12 protein-coding genes are annotated in these 19,143 nt (G+C 72.7%); 11 read left to right on the plus strand and 1 reads right to left on the minus strand.

Annotated features, from left to right (window positions below):
- Nucleotides 1–49 precede the first annotated feature (49 nt).
- The 9 genes from ACFPZJ_RS34525 to ACFPZJ_RS34565 all read left to right on the plus strand — a co-directional run bounded on the left by ACFPZJ_RS34525 (nt 50) and on the right by ACFPZJ_RS34565 (nt 13,885).
- Nucleotides 50–817, plus strand: a complete 768-nt coding sequence (locus ACFPZJ_RS34525; protein WP_381030042.1) for an enoyl-CoA hydratase/isomerase family protein — start codon at nt 50–52, stop codon at nt 815–817.
- 380 nt (nt 818–1,197) lie between these two features.
- Nucleotides 1,198–1,701: an ATP-binding protein gene (locus ACFPZJ_RS34530; protein WP_381030044.1), complete on the plus strand. Its 504-nt coding sequence runs from the start codon at nt 1,198–1,200 to the stop codon at nt 1,699–1,701.
- Between the two features lie 245 nt (nt 1,702–1,946).
- A complete protein-coding gene (locus ACFPZJ_RS34535) occupies nt 1,947–3,755 on the plus strand; it encodes an ABC transporter ATP-binding protein (protein ID WP_381030047.1) in 1,809 nt (602 codons plus the stop codon).
- On the plus strand, nt 3,752–5,614 hold the full coding sequence (locus ACFPZJ_RS34540) for an ABC transporter ATP-binding protein (protein ID WP_381030049.1): 1,863 nt from the start codon (nt 3,752–3,754) through the stop codon (nt 5,612–5,614). The genes ACFPZJ_RS34535 and ACFPZJ_RS34540 overlap by 4 nt, the downstream gene beginning before the upstream one ends.
- A 19-nt stretch (nt 5,615–5,633) precedes the next feature.
- A complete protein-coding gene (locus ACFPZJ_RS34545; protein ID WP_381030052.1) occupies nt 5,634–7,346 on the plus strand; it encodes an ABC transporter ATP-binding protein in 1,713 nt (570 codons plus the stop codon).
- Nucleotides 7,343–9,094 carry an ABC transporter ATP-binding protein gene (locus ACFPZJ_RS34550; protein ID WP_381030055.1) on the plus strand — a complete coding sequence of 584 codons (1,752 nt, stop codon included), beginning with the start codon at nt 7,343–7,345 and terminating at the stop codon, nt 9,092–9,094. The genes ACFPZJ_RS34545 and ACFPZJ_RS34550 overlap by 4 nt, the downstream gene beginning before the upstream one ends.
- A gap of 277 nt (nt 9,095–9,371) precedes the next feature.
- Entirely contained in the window at nt 9,372–11,435 is a 2,064-nt protein-coding gene (locus ACFPZJ_RS34555) for a M4 family metallopeptidase (protein WP_381030058.1), read from the plus strand.
- Between the two features lie 205 nt (nt 11,436–11,640).
- Nucleotides 11,641–13,287, plus strand: a complete 1,647-nt coding sequence (locus ACFPZJ_RS34560) for a M4 family metallopeptidase (RefSeq protein ID WP_381030060.1) — start codon at nt 11,641–11,643, stop codon at nt 13,285–13,287.
- Between the two features lie 61 nt (nt 13,288–13,348).
- The gene (locus ACFPZJ_RS34565; protein ID WP_381030096.1) at nt 13,349–13,885 is read left to right on the plus strand and encodes a DUF1990 family protein; all 537 of its coding nucleotides are present in this window, start codon (nt 13,349–13,351) and stop codon (nt 13,883–13,885) included.
- Nucleotides 13,886–13,888: 3 nt separating this feature from the next.
- Here ACFPZJ_RS34565 and ACFPZJ_RS34570 read toward each other — a convergent pair whose 3' ends face one another.
- Nucleotides 13,889–16,507 carry a glycosyltransferase family 1 protein gene (locus tag ACFPZJ_RS34570; protein WP_381030062.1) on the minus strand — a complete coding sequence of 873 codons (2,619 nt, stop codon included), beginning with the start codon at nt 16,505–16,507 and terminating at the stop codon, nt 13,889–13,891.
- A 519-nt stretch (nt 16,508–17,026) separates the two neighbouring features.
- Between ACFPZJ_RS34570 and ACFPZJ_RS34575 the strand changes: the two genes are divergently transcribed.
- On the plus strand, nt 17,027–18,232 hold the full coding sequence (locus ACFPZJ_RS34575) for a S8 family peptidase (RefSeq protein WP_381030065.1): 1,206 nt from the start codon (nt 17,027–17,029) through the stop codon (nt 18,230–18,232).
- A 213-nt stretch (nt 18,233–18,445) separates the two neighbouring features.
- Nucleotides 18,446–19,143: maltotransferase domain-containing protein (locus tag ACFPZJ_RS34580; protein ID WP_381030068.1), on the plus strand; the 698-nt coding region annotated here is incomplete at its 3' end.

Genomic DNA, 19,143 nt, shown 5'->3' on the forward strand with positions numbered 1-19,143 from the left:
ACGGAGCACACCGGGCCCGTTGTCGTTAGTGGCCGTTAACCTGCTGGGCATGACCGTACATCTCGAAGTCGCGGACGGCGTCGGCACGCTGCGCCTGGACCGCCCGCCCATGAACGCGCTGGACGTCGCCACGCAGGACCGGCTCAAGGAGCTCGCCGAGGAGGCCACGCGCCGCGAGGACGTGCGGGCCGTGGTGATCTACGGCGGAGAGAAGGTGTTCGCGGCGGGCGCGGACATCAAGGAGATGCAGGCGATGGACCACACCGCGATGGTCCTGCGCGCCCGGGCCCTGCAGGACTCCTTCACCGCCGTGGCCCGCATCCCCAAGCCGGTCGTCGCGGCCGTGACGGGGTACGCGCTGGGCGGCGGCTGCGAGCTGGCGCTGTGCGCGGACTACCGCATCGCCGCAGAGAACGCCAAGCTGGGCCAGCCGGAGATCCTGCTCGGTCTGATCCCGGGCGCGGGCGGCACCCAGCGCCTGGCCCGGCTGATCGGCCCGTCCAAGGCCAAGGACCTCATCTTCACGGGCCGTCAGGTCAGGGCCGACGAGGCGCTCACGCTGGGTCTGGTGGACCGGGTGGTCCCGGCCGCCGAGGTGTACGAGCAGGCCCACGCCTGGGCCGCGAGGCTGGCGCGGGGACCTGCGCTCGCGCTGCGCGCGGCCAAGGAGTCGGTCGACACGGGGCTGGAGACGGACATCGAGACGGGCCTGGCCGTCGAACGGAACTGGTTCGCCGGACTGTTCGCCACCGAGGACCGTGAGCGGGGCATGCGCAGCTTCGTGGAGGAGGGCCCGGGCAAGGCGAAGTTCCTCTGACCCGTCCCTGACCCGCCTCGCCCCTGCCGCGTCTCCGCACCCGCCTGCGCACCGCCCGGACATCCGCACACGACGCGCCCGCGCATCTGCACATGACGCCGCCCGGGCATCCGCACGGGACGTCGGCACCTGACGTGGTGTCTGATTCGGGTCCCTCGATGGGGCGGTTTATGGGAGCCTTGGGGCACCCTTAAGCCTGCCTTGTCGAGGGAGTCCGTCGATTGCCTTCAGCAGAGCTGTCGCCGCAGGTCAGACGCGCTGCTGCCGAGCCTGTGGTGCCGAGGGCATATGCCGGTCGAGGCCCGGGCGACGGGGGCGCGAGAGGGGCGTATTCCCCCGGAACGGCCCCGGAGGGCGCGCACGGCGGCCATGATGGGGGCATGGCGGGGCTGGAGGGCATGGATCAGCCGCGGGGAGACGGACGTGCGACCGCGGCGCGCTGGTCGCCGGCGGTCGAGGACGAACACGCAGTGAAGGCACTGGAGTTGTTCGGCAACCCGACGGAGGCAGAGGTTTCCCTGCCGTCCCGCCCCGAGTCCGCGGCGACCGCGCGGCGACTGGCCCAGGTGGTGGTCCTGCGCGAGTGGCGGCTCGGCCCCAAGACCGCGGAGGACACCGTCCTGCTCGTGTCGGAACTGGTCGGCAACGCCGTACGCCACACCGGCGCCCGCGTCTTCGGGCTGCGCATGTGCCACCGCCGCGGCTGGATCCGCGTCGAGGTCCGCGACCCCTCCCGGGGCCTGCCCTGCCTGATGCCCGTCCAGGAGATGGACGTCAGCGGCCGGGGGCTCTTCCTGGTCGACAAGCTGTCCGACCGGTGGGGCGTCGACCTGCTGCCGCGCGGGAAGACGACGTGGTTCGAGATGCGGGTGGCGGACCACTGAGACGCGGCTCTCGCCGAGTGGCGCGGGCCGTCGGTCCCGAGGCCCACAGTGGTCGGCCCGTCGGCAACGGCGTTGCGCCGCGCGGGCGGTGCGCACGTCGGCCGGCGGACTCGAACGGCTTTCAGCCGATCAGCTGATGCCGTGGGACGCCCCCTCGAACACGCAGGTCGTAGGACCGGCGACCGAGCGAGGTCCGGCCAAAACTCGGTGGGCAGTGTCAGTGGCGATCCGTAGGCTCACTGCTGATGTCCACGAATTGCGCGCCCGCCCAGGAGCGTTCCGCCGTACGTGCGTTGTTGCGTCTGTGGCCGTATGTGCGGCCCGTGCGGGCTCGGCTGTTCACCGCCGCGGGCGTCGCGATCGTCGCCTCGTGCCTGGGCCTGGTGATCCCCCTGGTCCTGAAGTGGATGGTGGACGGTCCGGTCGCCGACGGGGATCCGGCGGGCGTGTGGCTCGGGGCGCTGTACCTGCTGCTGCTCGGGTTCGCCGAGGCGCTGCTGTTCGGGCTGCGGCGCTGGCTGGTGGCCCGTCCGCTGTCGCACGTCGAGGCGGAGATGCGCGCGGATCTGTACCGGCACCTGCAGCGGCTGCCGGTGGCCTTCCACGACCGGTGGGCGTCCGGGCAACTGCTGTCCCGGGGCACGACGGACCTGATGCTGCTGCGCATGTTCCTCGCCTTCCCACTGACGTTCCTGCTGGTCAACGGGGTGACCATCGTGGTCGGCGTGGTCATCATGCTCCAGCAGGAGTGGACGCTGGGGCTGGTGATCCTCGGTCCGGCCTTGCCCCTGATCGTGATGTGCCAGGCCTTCGAGAAGCGGTACGCACGGGTGGCCCGGCAGGCGCAGGACCAGGTGGGGGACCTGACCACGGTCGTCGAGGAGAGCGTGCTCGGCATCCGGATCATCAAGGGGTTCGGACGGCACCGCAGTCAGGCGCGGGCGTTCCGGGAGCTGTCGGCGACGCTGCGGGGGACGGAGTTGCGCAAGGCCCGGCTGCTGGCGGCCATCTGGGGCGTCATCGTGACGCTGCCGGAGGTCGCCATCGGCGGGGTGCTGGTGGTGGGGGCCGTGCAGGTCGCCGACGGGGAGTTGTCGGCGGGGACGCTGGTCGCCTTCCTGTCCACGGCGCTCGCCCTGCGGTGGCCGGTGGAGTCGATCGGATTCCTGCTGGCGATGAGCCAGGAGGCGGCGACGGCGACGGAGCGGTACTTCGAGGTGATGGACGCGCAACCGGAGGAATCCGGTCGCCGTGAGCCGGTGCCGGGCGGCGCGCCCGCGGCGGCGGACGGACTGCGGTTCCACGGCGTCACCTTCCGCTACCCCGACGCTCCCTCCGGCTCCCCGCCCGTCCTGGACCGCGTCGACCTGCACATCCGGCCCGGCGAGTCCATGGCCCTCGTCGGGGCCACCGGAAGCGGCAAGACGACGCTCACCGCGCTCATCCCCCGGCTGCACGAGGTGACCTCGGGGCGGATCACGCTCGACGGCGTGGACATCCGGGAGATGTCCCGGGAGGAGCTGCGCTCCAAGGTCGCCGTCGCGTTCGAGGAGCCCACGCTCTTCTCGGCCGGCGTCGGCGACAACGTTCTCATGGGCGCCGACGACCGAGCCGGGCTCCCGGAACTGGAGCGGGCGCTCGCCGTGGCGCAGGCCGACTTCGTGTACGCGCTGCCCCAGGGCGTCGACACCCAGGTCGGCGAGCAGGGGCTCAGCCTGTCCGGCGGGCAGCGGCAGCGGCTGGCCCTCGCGCGGGCCGTCGTCGGCCGGCCCGAGTTCCTCGTCCTGGACGACCCGCTCTCCGCGCTCGACGTCCACACGGAGGCCGCCGTGGAGGCCGCCCTGCGCCGGGTGCTGGCGGACACCACCGCCCTGATCGTGGCGCACCGGCCGTCCACCGTGCTGCTCGCCGACCGTGTCGCCCTGCTCTCCGGCGGCCGCGTCACGGCGGTCGGCACCCACCACGAACTGCTGCGCACCAACGCCGAGTACGCGCATCTCATGTCCGGCGCCTCGCTGGAGGACCTGCCCGGGGAAGGGGAGGACGAGCGATGACTGCCGCCACCGCACCCGTCCCGTCCGCCGACGACGACCAGCACGAAGAGCCCCGCCCGCAGGGCGCCGACGATCCCTTCGACCGCGACGTCCTGCCCACTGCCCCGGGCGCCACCGCCGCCCTGCTGCGCTCCCTGCTCGCCCCGATGAAGGCCCGCGTCGCCGTCACGACGCTCCTGCTGCTGCTCCAGCAGGCGGCCGTGCAGTCGGGCCCGCTGCTGGTGGCGTACGCCATCGACCGGGCCGTGCCCGCGTTCCGGGCCGACGACCACGGTCCGCTGATGGCGGTGGGCGGCGGCTACCTGGCGTGCGCGCTGGCGTCGGGCGGGCTCCAATACGCGTTCGTCGCCGCCTCGGCCCGCGTCAGCCAGGACGTGCTGCTCGACCTGCGCGGCCGCATCTTCCGCCACGCGCAGGCGCTGAGCATCGACTTCCACGAGCGCTACACCTCGGGCCGGCTCATCTCCCGCTCCACCACGGACGTCGAGTCGCTGCGCGAACTGCTCGACGAGGGCCTGCAGGAACTGGTCTCGATCGTCCTGTCGTTCGTCTACATCTCGGCGATGCTGCTCTGGCTGGATCTCGGGCTGGGCGCGGTGGCGGTGGCGTCGTTCGTGCCGCTCTGCCTGCTCGTACGGATCTACCGGCGGCGCGCCGGGCGGGTGTACCGGCAGCGGTCCACCGCCATCGCCGCCGTGATCGTGAAGTTCGTGGAGACGATGAACGGCATCCGGCCGGTGCGCGCCTTCCGTCGCGAGGCCGTCAACGACGCCGACTTCCGGGTCCTGAACCAGCGGCACGAGCGGGTCAACGGCGACGCGCTGCTGGAGATGGCCCGGTACGTCACCGGCTCACGGCTGGTCGCCAACACGGCCGTCGCGGCGATCGTGCTGTGGGGCGCCCACCGGGTGGCGGACGGCACGCTGGCCCTCGGTGTGCTGGCCGCGGCCGTGCTGTATCTGCGGCGGCTGTACGACCCGATCGACCGGCTCGGCATGTTCCTCAACTCCTACCAGTCGGCGGCTGCCTCGCTGGAGAAGATCGCCGGGCTGCTCGCCCAGCGGCCGTCCGTCCCGGAGCCGTCGGCTCCCCGGTCCCTTCCGCCGCTGGAGTGCGAACACCCGGGCCGCGAGGTCGTTTTCGACGGGGTCCGGTTCGGCTATCGCACCGGCGGCGAGGTGCTGCCCCGTTTCGACCTGACCCTGCCGGCCGGGCAGACGGTGGCGGTCGTCGGCTCGACCGGCGCGGGCAAGTCGACGCTGGCCAAACTGCTCGCCCGGTTCTACGACCCGTCGGAGGGGCGGGTGCTGCTGGACGGCGTCGACCTGCGTGACCTCGCCCTGACCGAGCTGCGGCGCGGGGTGGTGATGGTGACGCAGGAGGCGTTCCTGTTCTCCGGCACGGTCGCCGAGAACATCGCCATCGGCCGCCCCGACGCCACCCGCGAGGAGATCGAGCAGGCCGCAAAGGAGATCGGCGCGCACGACTTCATCATGACGCTGCCCGACGGCTACGACACCGATGTGCGCAAGCGGGGCGGCCGTATCTCCGCGGGGCAGCGCCAACTGGTCGCGTTCGCCCGGGCGTTGCTGGCCGACCCGGCCGTGCTCATCCTCGACGAGGCGACCAGTTCGCTGGACGTCCCGGGCGAGCGGGCGGTGCAGCGGGCGATGGCGACGGTGCTGCGGGGCCGGACGGCGGTGGTCATCGCGCACCGGCTGTCGACCGTGGAGATCGCGGACCGGGTGCTGGTCATGGAGTACGGGCGGATCGTGGAGGACGGCAGCCCGGCGGACCTCGTCGCGGGCACGGGCCGGTTCGCGGACCTGCACCGGGCCTGGCGGGACAGCCTGGCGTGACCACACCCCGGGGGAACGGATGATCGACGCGTACGAGGATCCCGGCACACCCGACTGCCGGGGCGGCCGGCGGTACCTGTGGTGGCTGGTGACGCGGCAGCCGTGGCGGTCCGTCACCGGGGCGGTGCTGGGCAGCGTGTGGATGGTCCTGCTGTCAGCGACGCCGTATCTGATGTCCCGGGCGATCGACGAGGGGCTGCAGCCCGGCGACATGGGCGCGCTCGCGGGATGGACGGCGGCGCTGGTCCTGGTCGGGGCCTTCAACTCCTGGCTGAGCATCATGCGGCACCGCGTGATGACCCGGGTGCGGATGGACGCCAACTTCCGCACCGTCAAGGTCGTCGTGGGGCACGCCGTACGGCTCGGGGCCGCGCTGCCGCGCCGGGCCGACGCCGGTGAGCTGGTCACCATCGGGGTGGGCGACGTGCAGCAGATCAGCTTGTCCCTGACGGTTGTCGGGCCGGGGGTCGGCGCGGTGGTCGCCTACTGCGCGGTCGCCGGGCTGCTGATGTCGGTGTCCGTGCAGCTCGCCGCGGTGGTCCTGCTCGGGGTGCCGCTGATCGCGGTGATCGTCGGGCCGCTGGTGGGGCGGCTGCAGGGCACGGAGGCCGAGTACCGGGAACGGCAGGGGGTGCTGACCGCGCGGATCGGCGACCTCGCCGGCGGGCTGCGGGTCCTCAACGGCCTCGGCGGCAAGGGCCTGGTCGGCGACGCGTTCCGCCGGGACTCGGCACGGCTGCGGGAGCAGGGCTACCGGGTCGGGGCGGTGACCAGCTGGATGCAGGCGCTCGGGGTGGGGCTGCCGACATTGTTCCTGGCCGTCGTGACCTGGCTGGCGGCCCGGCTGGCCGCCCAGGGCACCCTCACCGTCGGCGAGCTGGTGGCGGTGTACGGCTATGTCGCGGTGATCGTGCGCCCCGTGGCGTTCTTCATCGAGTGCGGCTACCAGCTCGGCCGGGGCACGGTCGCCGCCCGGCGCGTCGTGGGGCTGTTGCGGCTGGAGCCCGAGCCGGACACCGGTACCGCCCAAGCCCCGGGGGAGCCGTCGGTGCTGCACGACCCCGAGTCCGGGGTGCGGGTGCTGCCGGGGCGGCTGACCGCGCTGGCCGCGGCGCGGCCCGCGGACGCGGCGGGCGTAGTGGACCGGCTGGGCCGGTACACGCCGTCGGAGGCCACCTGGGGCGGAATACGCCTGGACGAGATCCCGCTCGCGCAGGTGCGCTGGAGGATCCTGGTCGCCGACCACGAGGCCGATCTGTTCGCGGGGCCGCTGCGGGAGCTGGTCGGCGGCCGGGGCGAACCCGGCGACACGCAGATCATGCGGGCCGTGCACGCGGCGGTGGCCGACGACATCGTGCAGGGCCTGCCGGACGGGCTCGGTTCGGCCATCGACCCCCAGGGCCGCAACCTCTCCGGCGGCCAGCGGCAGCGGATCCGACTCGTGCGCGCGCTGCTCGCCGATCCGGAGGTACTGCTGGCCGTCGAACCCACCTCGGCCCTGGACGCGCACACCGAGGCGGCCGTCGCGGACCGCCTGCGAGCGGCACGTGAGGGGCGTACGACCGTGGTGAGCACCACGTCCCCGCTCGTGCTGGACCGTGCGGACACCGTGTACTACCTCGTCGACGGCAAGGTGGCGGCCACGGGCACCCATGCTCGGCTGCTGGCTCAGGAGCCCGGCTATCGGGCGCTGGTGGCCAGGGACACCGATGCCCAGGAGGTCATGGGATGAGCCGGGGACACCTGCCCGTCGCCGGGCCCGCCGAGGTCCGCCGGGCCTCGCTGCGGCTGGTGCGGGCCGACGGGCGGGCCTTCGCGAGCGCCGTCGCCCTGAACGCGGCAGCGGCCGGGGCCGGGCTCGCCGGCCCCTGGCTGCTCGGGCGGATCGTCGACGAGGTGCGGGCGGGCAACGGGGTCGGGGCGGTGGACCGGCTGGCGCTGGGCATCCTGCTGTGCTCGCTGGCCCAGTTGCTGCTGGCCCGCTGGGCCCGCTACGTGGGGCACCGGTTCGGGGAGCGGACGCTGGCCCGGGTGCGCGAGGAGTTCGTCGACCGGACGCTCGCGCTGCCCGCGTCCGTGGTGGAGCGAGCCGGCACCGGCGATCTGACCGCGCGTGGCACCGCTGACGTGGCCACCGTCGGAACCACGCTGCGCGACGCGGGTCCCGAGCTGCTGATCAACACCGTGCAGGCGCTGTTCCTGCTCGGCGCGGTCTTCGCGCTCGACCCGCTGCTCGGCCTGATCGGTGTGTGCGGGCTGCTGCCGATCTGGGGCGTGCTGCGCTGGTACCTGCGCCGGGCCCGGGACGGCTACCTCGCCGAGGGCGAGGCCAACTCGCACGTCACGGAGGTCCTCGCGGCGACCGCGGCCGGGGCGCGCACGGTCGAGGCGTTCGGGCTCCAGCGGCGTCGGATCGCGACGAGCCGGGCGGCACTCGACGTCTCCCGCCGCAGACGCCTGTACACCCTGTGGCTGCGGACCGTGTTCTTCCTGGTGGTGGAGACTTCGTACGTGCTTCCCGTGGGCGGGGTGCTGCTGGCCGGCGGGGTGCTGCACGAGCGGGGGGCGATGAGCCTGGGGGCCGTGGTGGCGGCCGCCCTGTATCTGCAGCAGTTCACCGCGCCGCTGGACGAGATCTTGATGCGGGTGGAGCAACTGCAGAGCAGCGGCGCCTCGTTCGCCCGTGTGGAGGGGCTAGGCCAGGCTCCGCGGTCGTCCGCCGGGACAGCGTCGGCCGTCCCCGCGGACGACCGTATCGACGTGACGGACGTGCGGTACGCCTACGACCGCGGCGTCGAAGTGCTGCGCGGGGTCGACCTGACGGTGACACCGGGCGAGCGGCTGGCCGTGGTCGGGCCCTCCGGCGCGGGCAAGACCACGCTGAGCCGGCTGCTGGCGGGCATGGACGCGCCCACCGCCGGGTCGGTGACGGTGGGAGGCGTACCGGTCGTGGCGCTCGGCCCGGAGCGACTGCGCCGCCAGGTCGTGCTGGTCACCCAGGAGCACCACGTGTTCCTCGGCACGGTCCGCGACAACCTGCGGATCGCCGAACCGGCCGCCCGGGACGAGGAGTTGTGGGCCGCGCTGGCCGCCGTCGGCGCCGACACATGGGTCCGGGAGCTGCCGGGCGGGCTCGACACCCCGCTCGACCAGAGGAGCCACCGCACCGACGGCTCCCAAGCACAGCAACTCGCCCTGGCCCGCGTGGTCCTGGCGGACCCGCACACGCTGATCCTCGACGAGGCGACCGCCCTGCTGGACCCGACGACCGCGCGCCACACCGAGCGCGCCCTGGCCGCCGTACTGGAGGGCCGTACCGTCATCGCGATCGCGCACCGGCTGCACACCGCGCACGACGCGGACCGGGTGGCCGTCATGGAGGACGGCCGGCTCACCGAACTCGGCACGCACGACGAGCTGGTGGCGGCCGGCGGGGCGTACGCGCGGCTGTGGCGGACCTGGCACGGCGAACCCACCTGAGCACCGGCCGCTCCGTATATCGAACATGAACTCCCGGACAACGAACTGTTTCCGGCCAAAGTTCTGACGCGCCCCTGACAGAAACCGCGGTCTCCTGCCACGCTTCCCACGGCCGCGCGCACAGCGACCCCACAGCTCCTTCCGCCGCCGCGCCCCGGCCGAGCTCCGACGCACATCAGCACGTGGTTCCGCGTACCGACCGCTCTGCCCGGCCGGCTCACCCGCCGTCCGGTCTCCCCAGGCCGCGCGACCCGCGGCCGCGCAGAAGGAGTCAGTGTTGAGCAGCAGTCCCTCTCACAGACGCACCTCCCACAGACGCGCCACCGCCACCACGCACCGCCGCGCCGCCGCGCTCGCCCTGGTGGGCGTGTCCGCGCTGATCGCCACCGCCGTGCAGTCCGGCACCGCCACCGCAGCCCCGGAGAAGGCACCGCGGGCTGAGGGCCGTGCGAACCCGGGCTCGGAGTCGGTCCGGCTCACCCCCGCCCAGCGCGCCGCGCTGATCCGCGAGGCCGACGCGGCCAAGGGCAAGGTCGCCGAGGACCTGGGCCTCGGCGCCAGGGAGACGCTGGTCGTCCGCGACGTCCTCAAGGACCGCGACGGCACCGTGCACACCCGCTACGAGCGCACCTACGACGGCCTGCCGGTCCTGGGCGGCGACCTGGTCGTCGAGAGCACTGCGTCCGACGCGACCGCGTCCGTCGTCAAGGCCACCCGCGCCGCCATCGAGCCGACCACGACGAAGCCCTCCGTGCCCGCCGCGAAGGCGGAGCGGCAGGCCCTGTCCGCCGCGCAGGCCGAGGACGCCGGGAGCCCCGGCGTCAACCGGGCGCCCCGCACGGTGATCTGGGCGGCGGACGGCAGGCCGACCCTGGCCTACGAGACCGTCGTCGGCGGTTTCCAGCACGACGGCACTCCGCGCGAGCTGCACGTCGTCACCGACGCCCGGACGGGCGCGAAGCTGTACGAGTGGGAGGCCGTCGAGACCGGCACCGGCCACACGGTGTACTCCGGCACGGTCGACCTCACCACCGCGCAGTCCGGTTCGACGTACACCCTCACCGACGGCGCCCGTGGCGGCCACAAGACGTACAACCTCAACCGCGGCACCTCCGGCACCGGCACCCTCTTCTCCGGCTCCGACGACATCTGGGGCAACGGCAGCCCGTCCAACCTGGAGTCGGCCGCCGCCGACGCGCACTACGGCGCGGCCCTCACCTGGGACTACTACAAGAACGTGCACGGCCGCAGCGGCATCCGCGGGGACGGCGTGGGCGCGTACTCGCGGGTCCACTACGGCAACAACTACGTCAACGCGTTCTGGTCGGACAGCTGCTTCTGCATGACGTACGGCGACGGCTCCGGCAACGCCAACCCCCTCACGTCGATCGACGTGGCCGCGCACGAGATGACCCACGGGCTCACCTCCAACACCGCGGGCCTCAACTACAGCGGCGAGTCCGGCGGTCTGAACGAGGCGACCTCGGACATCTTCGGCGCGACCGTCGAGTTCTACGCCAACAACTCCTCCGACGTCGGTGACTACCTCATCGGCGAGGAGATCAACATCAATGGCGACGGCACCCCATTGCGCTACATGGACAAGCCCAGCAAGGACGGCGCGTCCAAGGACAGCTGGTACTCCGGCATCGGCTCGATCGACGTGCACTACTCCTCGGGCCCCGCGAACCACTTCTTCTACCTGCTGAGCGAGGGCAGCGGCACCAAGACCATCAACGGCGTCACCTACAACTCGCCCACCTCGGACGGCCTGCCGGTCACCGGCATCGGCCGCGCCAAGGCGGAGAAGATCTGGTTCCGCGCGCTGACCACGAAGTTCACCTCGACCACCAACTACGCGGGCGCCCGCAACGGCACCCTCGCGGCGGCCGGTGAGCTGTACGGCACGGACAGCGCCGAGTACAAGGCCGTCCAGGACGCCTGGGCGGGCGTGAACGTCGGCGCGCGCTCCGGCGGCGGAGGCGGCGGCGGTACGTCCTTCGAGAACACCACCGACGTCGCGATCCCGGACAACGGCGCGGCCGTCACCTCCTCGATCACCGTGTCCGGCCGGACCGGCAACGCCCCCGCCAACCTCAAGGTCGCGGTGGACATCGTGCACACCTGGCGCGGCGACCTGGTGATCGATCTGCTGGCCCCGGACGGCACGGCGTACCGCCTGAAGAACTTCAGCTCCTCCGACTCGGCGGACAACGTGAACGAGACCTACACGGTCGACGCCTCCTCCGAGGTCGCCAACGGCACCTGGAAGCTGCGGGTGCAGGACCAGGCGGCGCAGGACACCGGCCGCATCAACGGCTGGAAGCTCACCTTCCCGTAGGCCGCGGCACCCGGCTGAGCCGGCACCGCCCCGGTGGATCAACTCCCGTCGGGGCGGTGTCCGTTCGTCCGTCGGCAATGTTCATCCGGCAGTCGATTTCCGGCCAACATCACTCCACAGTCCTGACATGTACGCGCCCGAGGTGCCACTCTTCCCCCACCCGCCGCACCAGCACCACCGCACTTCCCCCACAAAAGGAGCTCGTGTGACTCCCCGCTACGCGCGTCACAAGCGCACCACCCTGGCCATCGCCACCGCCGTCGCAGCCGGTGCCCTGCTCACCACCGGTCTGACCACCGGCAGCGCCGCCGCCGACTCCGCCCCCGCCGGCAAGCCGGCTCTCTCCGCCGCCCCGGTCCTGCTGTCGGCCCCCGTCCGCGCCTCCCTCATCAAGGAGCAGCAGGCGGACGCCACCGCCACCGCCGAGGAGATAGGCCTCGGCGCGCAGGAGAAACTGGTCGTCAAGGACGTCGTGAAGGACGCCGACGGCACGGTCCACACCCGCTACGAGCGCACCTACGCGGGCCTGCCGGTGCTCGGCGGCGACCTCGTGGTGCACGAGTCGGAGTCGGGCGAGACCAAGGGCGTGACCAGAGCGACGAAGGCCGACCTGACGGTCGCCTCGCTCAAGCCCGCGATCACCGCGGCCAAGGCCGAGAAGCAGGCCGTGACCCTCGCCAAGGCGGCCGGCTCGGAGAAGACCGAGGCGAACTCCACGCCCCGCAAGGTGATCTGGGCGGCCGGCGGAAAGCCGACCCTCGCCTACGAGACGGTCGTCGGCGGCCTCCAGGAGGACGGCACCCCCAACGAACTGCACGTCGTCACCGACGCGGCCACCGGCGAGAAGCTCTACGAGTACCAGGGCATCGAGACCGGCACCGGCAACACCATGTACGCCGGCAAGGTCACCCTCGGCACCACGCAGTCCGGGTCGGCGTACAACCTGAGCGACGGCACGCGCGGCGGTCACAAGACGTACAACCTCAACCGCGGCACCTCCGGCACCGGCACCCTGTTCTCCGGCTCCGACGACATCTGGGGCGACGGCACCCCGTCCAACCCGGAGACCGCGGCCGCCGACGCGCACTACGGCGCCCAGGTCACCTGGGACTTCTACAAGAACACCTTCGGCCGCAGCGGCATCCGCAACGACGGCAAGGCCGCCTACTCCCGCGTCCACTACGGCAACAACTACGTCAACGCCTTCTGGTCCGACGCCTGCTTCTGCATGACGTACGGCGACGGCGAGGGCAATGCCCACCCGCTGACCTCGCTGGACGTGGCCGCGCACGAGATGAGCCACGGCCTGACCTCGAACACCGCGGGCCTCAACTACAGCGGCGAGTCCGGCGGCCTGAACGAGGCGACCTCGGACATCTTCGGCGCGGGCGCGGAGTTCTACGCCAACAACGCCGCCGACCCCGGTGACTACCTCATCGGCGAGAAGATCGACATCCGCGGCGACGGCACCCCGCTGCGCTACATGGACAAGCCCAGCAAGGACGGCAACTCGGCCGACTCCTGGTCCTCCCGTCTGGCCGGCATGGACGTGCACTACTCCTCGGGCCCCGCGAACCACTTCTTCTACCTGCTGAGCGAGGGCAGCGGCACCAAGACCATCAACGGCGTCACCTACAACTCGCCCACCTCCAACGGCTCCACGGTCACCGGCATCGGCCGCACCAAGGCGCTGCAGATCTGGTACAAGGCGCTCACCACGTACATGACGTCGACGACCAAGTACTCCGGCGCCCGTACGGCGACCCTGAACGCGGCGTCGGCGCTGTACGGCTCCACCAGCACCGAGTACAAGGCGGTCGCGGCGGCCTGGTCCGCGGTCAACGTGAACTGACCGGCACGGTCCGGCCGACGGGCGGCACCCGGGAGGAAGCGCTCCGGGTGCCGCCCGTACGCTGGGTGCCGTGTCTTCTGACGATTCCCAGGCCTTCACCTACGACGCCGTCGGCGCCACCCGCGAAGAGGGCTTCTGCCCACCCGGCTTCAGGCCCCTGCACGTGCGGACCCGCCTGGGCGAGGGCGAACAGGTCTTCCGCCGGGCGTCGGAGGCGGTCCTGACCTGGGAGCTGCACCGGGCGCTCGGGGTCGGCGTCGAGGCGAGCGCGGACCGGGCCGCGCCCGGCGTCGACGTCACCGTCACCCTCGCGGGTGTGGTCAGGGCGCCCTGCCGGGTGGTGTGGACGGTGGAGGAACCCCGCCGCGCCGGCTGGGCGTACGGCACGCTGACCGGCCACCCGGAGTGCGGCGAGGAGTCCTTCGTCGTGGACCGCACGGGCGACGGCACGGTCTGGCTGACCGTGCACGCCTTCAGCCGCCCGGCGAAGTGGTACGCCCGCGCGGCCGGCCCGGCGACCCGCGGACTGCAGCACGCGTACGCCCGCCGCTGCGGGACCGTGCTGCAGCGCCTGAGCAGGCGGGACGCGGAGGACTGACGGTCACCGCATGAGCAGCCCCGCCGCCTCCACCAGTTCCTCGGAGGGCACCGCCACCAGCCCCAGCTCCGCGCCGGACGCCAGCAGCGGATGGGCGGGCAGGATGCGGACCGTGTAGCCGAAGGGGCCCGTACGGTCCAGGGAGAGCGGCCCCTCGTAGACCCAGCGACCCTCCTGGTCCGGCCCGCCCGCCGGCTTCAGCGGCACGGCGGTCGCGTCGGCGATCCGGTCCTCCTCGTCGACCCGGCCCGACACGGCCTGCACCTCGACGTCGTCCGGACCCAGGTCTCCGAGGCCCACCCGCACCCGCAGCCCGAGCGTCGTGCCGAGCTCCGCGGTCGCCGTCTCGGCCGACGTCTCGACATGGTCGACGGTGACAGCGCCCCAGGCCGACCGCACCCGGGCCTTCCACTCGGCGAGCGCGCGCGCCGCGTCCGGGTCCATCGAGCGGTGGGCGAGGGCCGCGGGCGCGTAGAGCCGCTCGACGTACTCCCGCACCATGCGCCCCGCCAGCACCTTCGGTCCCAGCAGGCTCAGCGTCTGACGGACCATCTCGATCCACCGGTCGGGCAGCCCGCTCTGGCCGCGCTCGTAGAAGCGGGGCGTCACACGGCGCTCCAGCAGGTCGTACAGAGCGGCGGCCTCTATGTCGTCCCGCCGGTCCGGGTCAGTACCGGCCCCGTCGGCCGTGGGGATCTCCCATCCGAAGTCGGGCTCGAACCACTCGTCCCACCACCCGTCGCGCACCGAGAGGTTGAGGCAGCCGTTGAGCGCGGCCTTCATACCGCTGGTGCCGCAGGCCTCCAGCGGGCGCAGCGGATTGTTCAGCCAGATGTCACAGCCGGGATAGAGCTTCTGCGCCATCGCCATGCCGTAGTCCGGCAGGAACACGATCCGGTGCCGCACCCGCGGATCGTCGGCGAAGCGCACCAGTTCCTGGACGAGCCGCTTGCCGCCGTCGTCGGCCGGGTGGGCCTTGCCCGCCACGACGATCTGCACGGGCCGCTCGGGGTGCAGCAGCAGCTCCATCAGCCGGTCGCGGTCCCGCAGCATCAGCGTCAGCCGTTTGTACGACGGCACACGCCGCGCGAACCCGATGGTCAGGACGTCCAGATCGAGCACGGTGTCGATCCACCCCAACTCGGCCGTCCCGGCGCCCCGCTGCCGCCAGGAGGCGCGCAACCGCTCCCGCACCTCCAGCACCAGCTGCTCGCGCAGCGACCGCCGCAGCTCCCAGATGTCCTGGTCGGGAATGTCCGCGACCGCGTCCCAGCGGTCCGAGCCGCCCACCGTGAGGGCGTCCTCGGCGCGCTGGGCCCCGATCTGCCGTACACCCAGCCGGAAGACCTCCGGGGCGACCCAGGTGGGCGCGTGCACCCCGTTGGTCACCGACGTGATGGGCACCTCGTCCGGGTCGAAGCCGGGCCACAGGCCGGAGAACATCTCGCGGCTCACCTGCCCGTGCAGCAGCGACACCCCGTTGGCGCGCTGGGCGAGACGCAGCCCCATCACGGCCATGTTGAACAGGTTCGGCTCACCGCCGGCGTAGGTCTCCATCCCGAGCCGCAGCACGCGCTCGACGTCGATCCTCGGCAGCTCGGCGTCCGGCCCGAAGTGCCGGGCGACCAGCTCCCGGTCGAACCGGTCGATCCCAGCCGGCACGGGGGTGTGCGTGGTGAAGACCGTCCCGGCGCGGACCGCCTCCAGCGCGGAGTCGAACTCCAGCCCCTCGGCACACAACTCGGCGATGCGCTCCAGGCCCAGGAATCCGGCGTGCCCCTCGTTGGTGTGGAACACCTCGGGTCCGGGGTGCCCGGTGAGCCGGCAGAACGTCCGCACGGCCCGCACGCCCCCTATGCCCAGCAGCATTTCCTGCAGCAGCCGGTGCTCACTGCCGCCCCCGTACAGCCGGTCGGTCACCCCTCGCTCGCCGAGATCGTTCTCCTCGACGTCCGAGTCCAGCAGCAGCAGCGGGACCCGGCCGACCTGCGCCAGCCAGATCCGGGCGCGCAGCGACCTGCCACCGGGCAGGGCGAGATCGACCTGGGCGGGGGTGCCGTCGTCCTCCTTCAGCAGCACCAGGGGCAGCTCGTTGGGGTCGAGCACCGGGTAGTGCTCCTGCTGCCAGCCGTCGCGGGACAGGGTCTGCCGGAAGTAGCCGTGCCGGTACAGCAGCCCGACCCCGATGAGCGGCACACCGAGGTCGCTGGCCGCCTTCAGATGGTCGCCGGCCAGGATGCCGAGGCCGCCGGAGTACTGCGGCAGGGCCGCGGTGATGCCGAACTCCGGTGAGAAGTAGGCGATGGCGGCGGGGAGTCGGTCGGGCTGGCTCTGGTACCAGCGGTCGCCGGTCATGTAGTCGTGCAGGTCGCCCTCGGCCGCGGCGAGACGGCGCAGGAAACGGCGGTCCTCGGCGAGCTCCTCGAGCCGCCCGGGCGCCACGCTGCCGAGCAGCCGTACGGGGTCACCGCCCGAGCGGGCCCAGCGTTCGGGGTCGACGGTCTGGAACAGGTCACGGGTCTCCGCATGCCAGGACCACCGCAGATTGCGCGCCAGATCGCTGAGCGGCCGGAGGGGGTCGGGGAGGACGGGTCGGACGGTGAATCGACGGATCGCCTTCACATTCCACCTCAACGCGTTCGCTGGAGACGCAGGGTGCGCCTTGGCGTCCCTCCCGACAGTACCGGCGTCGGTGTCACCCTGGCTGCGGGGCCGACCGCCGTGTTCCGGCCACGGAGCGGGTGAGAGGGGACGGGTGGGGGTGGGGTCGCGGCCGGCGCTGCGAGGTGCCGCGCGGCGTCGGTGCCGAGGCCGGGGTGTCGTGCGGCCCGGCGCGGCGGGGTGCCGCTGCGCCCACCCGTGCCGCACCGCACCAGGCGGCTGCATGCCCGCGGCCGGCGGGACGGCCCGCAGCTGGGTCCACCGCGCGCCGGCGCGACAGCAAGCCCCACCGGGCCGCGCAGGCCACGGCGGGCATCCCGCTCCGCCTCCGGTGGATATGGCCGATTCCGCCCCCACAGGCGTCCTTGTGGTGCTTCACACCGCACGAGACGCTGCCAAGTGGTCGGCGTACCGGCTCACCGGGTTCGCCCGACGAACCCGGGCCGCCGTACGCCGAGTTGAGGAGGGGAACTCATCACCATGGCACGGACGCGAACACGGCGTCTGCGCCGGGCGGGGGGTCTGACCGCGGCGGCCTGCGCTGCCGCGCTTTCGGCCACCACCCTGCCCGCGCACGCCGCACCGGAGGGGCGGATACTCGGCGCCGGGGACCCCGGCTCCGTCAACGGCAGTTATCTGGTGACTCTCAAGGAGGAGACCCGGGCGCAGTCGGCGACCGGACAGCGCCTCGCCGAGAAGTACGGGGCGCAAATCAGCCATACCTACGGCACGGTCCTCAACGGCTACGCGATCAGGGCGTCCGAGAGACAGGCGAAACAGCTCGCCGCCGACCGACGCGTCGCCTCGGTCGTCCAGGACACCCGCGTCACCCTCGACCACACCCAGCAGAACCCGCCGTCGTGGGGACTCGACCGCGTCGACCAGCCGGGTCTGCCGCTGGACAAGCGGTACACCTGGCCCGAGTCGGCCGGAGCGGGCACGACCGTGTACGTCATCGACACCGGCATCCGCGTCAGCCACAAGGACTTCGGGGGGCGGGCCGTCCACGGCTGGGACTTCGTCGGCGACGACCGGTACGCCGGCGACGGCAACGGCCACGGCACGCACGTCGCCGCCACGGCCGTCGGCAAGAGCCACGGCGTCGCCAAGAAGGCCAAGGTCGTCGCCGTCCGCGTCCTCGACGGCGCGGGCTCGGGCACCACGGCCCAGGTGATCGCCGGCATCGACTGGGTGACCCGGCACGCGAGGAAACCGGCGGTCGCCAACCTCAGCCTGGGCGGACACCGCAACGCCCAGTTGGACGCCGCCGTGCGCACCTCGATCGCGTCCGGGGTCACGTACACGGTCGCCGCGGGCAACGACGGCCTGCCGGCCGCCCTGTACTCGCCGGCCGGCGTACCGCAGGCGATCACGGTCGGCGCGTCCGACCAGCGGGACGGGAAACCGGCCTTCTCGAACTACGGCTCGGCGCTCGACCTGTTCGCCCCGGGCGTGGCGATCACCTCCGCGTCCGCCGCGAGCGACACCGCCCGGGCCACCTACTCGGGCACGTCGATGGCGTCACCGCACGTCGCCGGCGTCGCGGCGCTGTATCTGGCCGACCATCCGAAGGCCGCCCCGGCCCAGGTCGCCAAGGCCCTGGTGCAGGGTGCGGTGTCCGGGAAGATCTCCGGCCGGGGCCTCGGCTCGCCGAACAGACTCGTGCAGGTACCGCACGCGAAATGACCGGGAAACGGCACATCACGGGCACCGGCCTCGTCCGCTCCGGACGAGGCCGGTCTTGTGTGTCGACATACGCGTGAGTAGTTAGCAACGTGCCGGATTGCCCACCCGAACGGTGTGGGAAGGCTCCTCCGGGTACACCCCTCAGAAACACCACGCAGGACCCACCTCCCCACGTACATCCGCCCACCCACGTTGACGCGGACAGGAGCGGTCATGCCCGCCAAGCACCATTCACCAGCACGCCCGACCCGCAGCACCAGCGCACGCCCCGCGCCCCCGGTCGACGTCGGCCCACCGTCCCCGGAGTCCCCCTCCGCGAGCAGCGCGACCGCCGTCGGGCGCATACCCGTCCTCGACGTCCGCCCGGTGGTCCAGCACGGGCGCCGGCCGGCCAAGGCCGTGACCGGTGAGACGTTCGAGATCTCGGCCACCGTGTTCCGGGAGGGACACGACGCCGTCGCCGCCAACGTCGTCCTCCGGGATCCCGGGGGCCGTCCCGGGCCGTGGACGCCGATGCGGGAACTGGCCCCCGGAACGGACCGGTGGGGCGCCACGGTGACCGCCGGAGAGCCCGGCCTGTGGACGTACACGGTGGAGGCGTGGGGCGACCCGGTCACCACCTGGCGGCACCACGCGCAGATCAAGATACCGGCGGGGATGGACACGGAGGTCGTCCTGGAAGAGGGCGCGCGGCTGTACGAGCGTGCCGCCGCCGGTGTGCCCGACGGCGGCGGGAGGGATGTGGTGCTGGCCGCCGCGGCTGCCCTGCGCGACGAGGACCGTTCGGCCGCGGCGCGGCTGGCGGCGGCGCTCACCCCGGAGGTCGACGCCGTGCTGGCCCGTCATCCGCTGCGGGAGCTGGTGACCAGCAGTGAGCCGTTGCCGCTGCTGGTGGAGCGGGAGCGGGCCCT

This window comes from Streptomyces bullii (assembly GCF_042657145.1).
Lineage (GTDB): Bacteria > Actinomycetota > Actinomycetes > Streptomycetales > Streptomycetaceae > Streptomyces > Streptomyces bullii.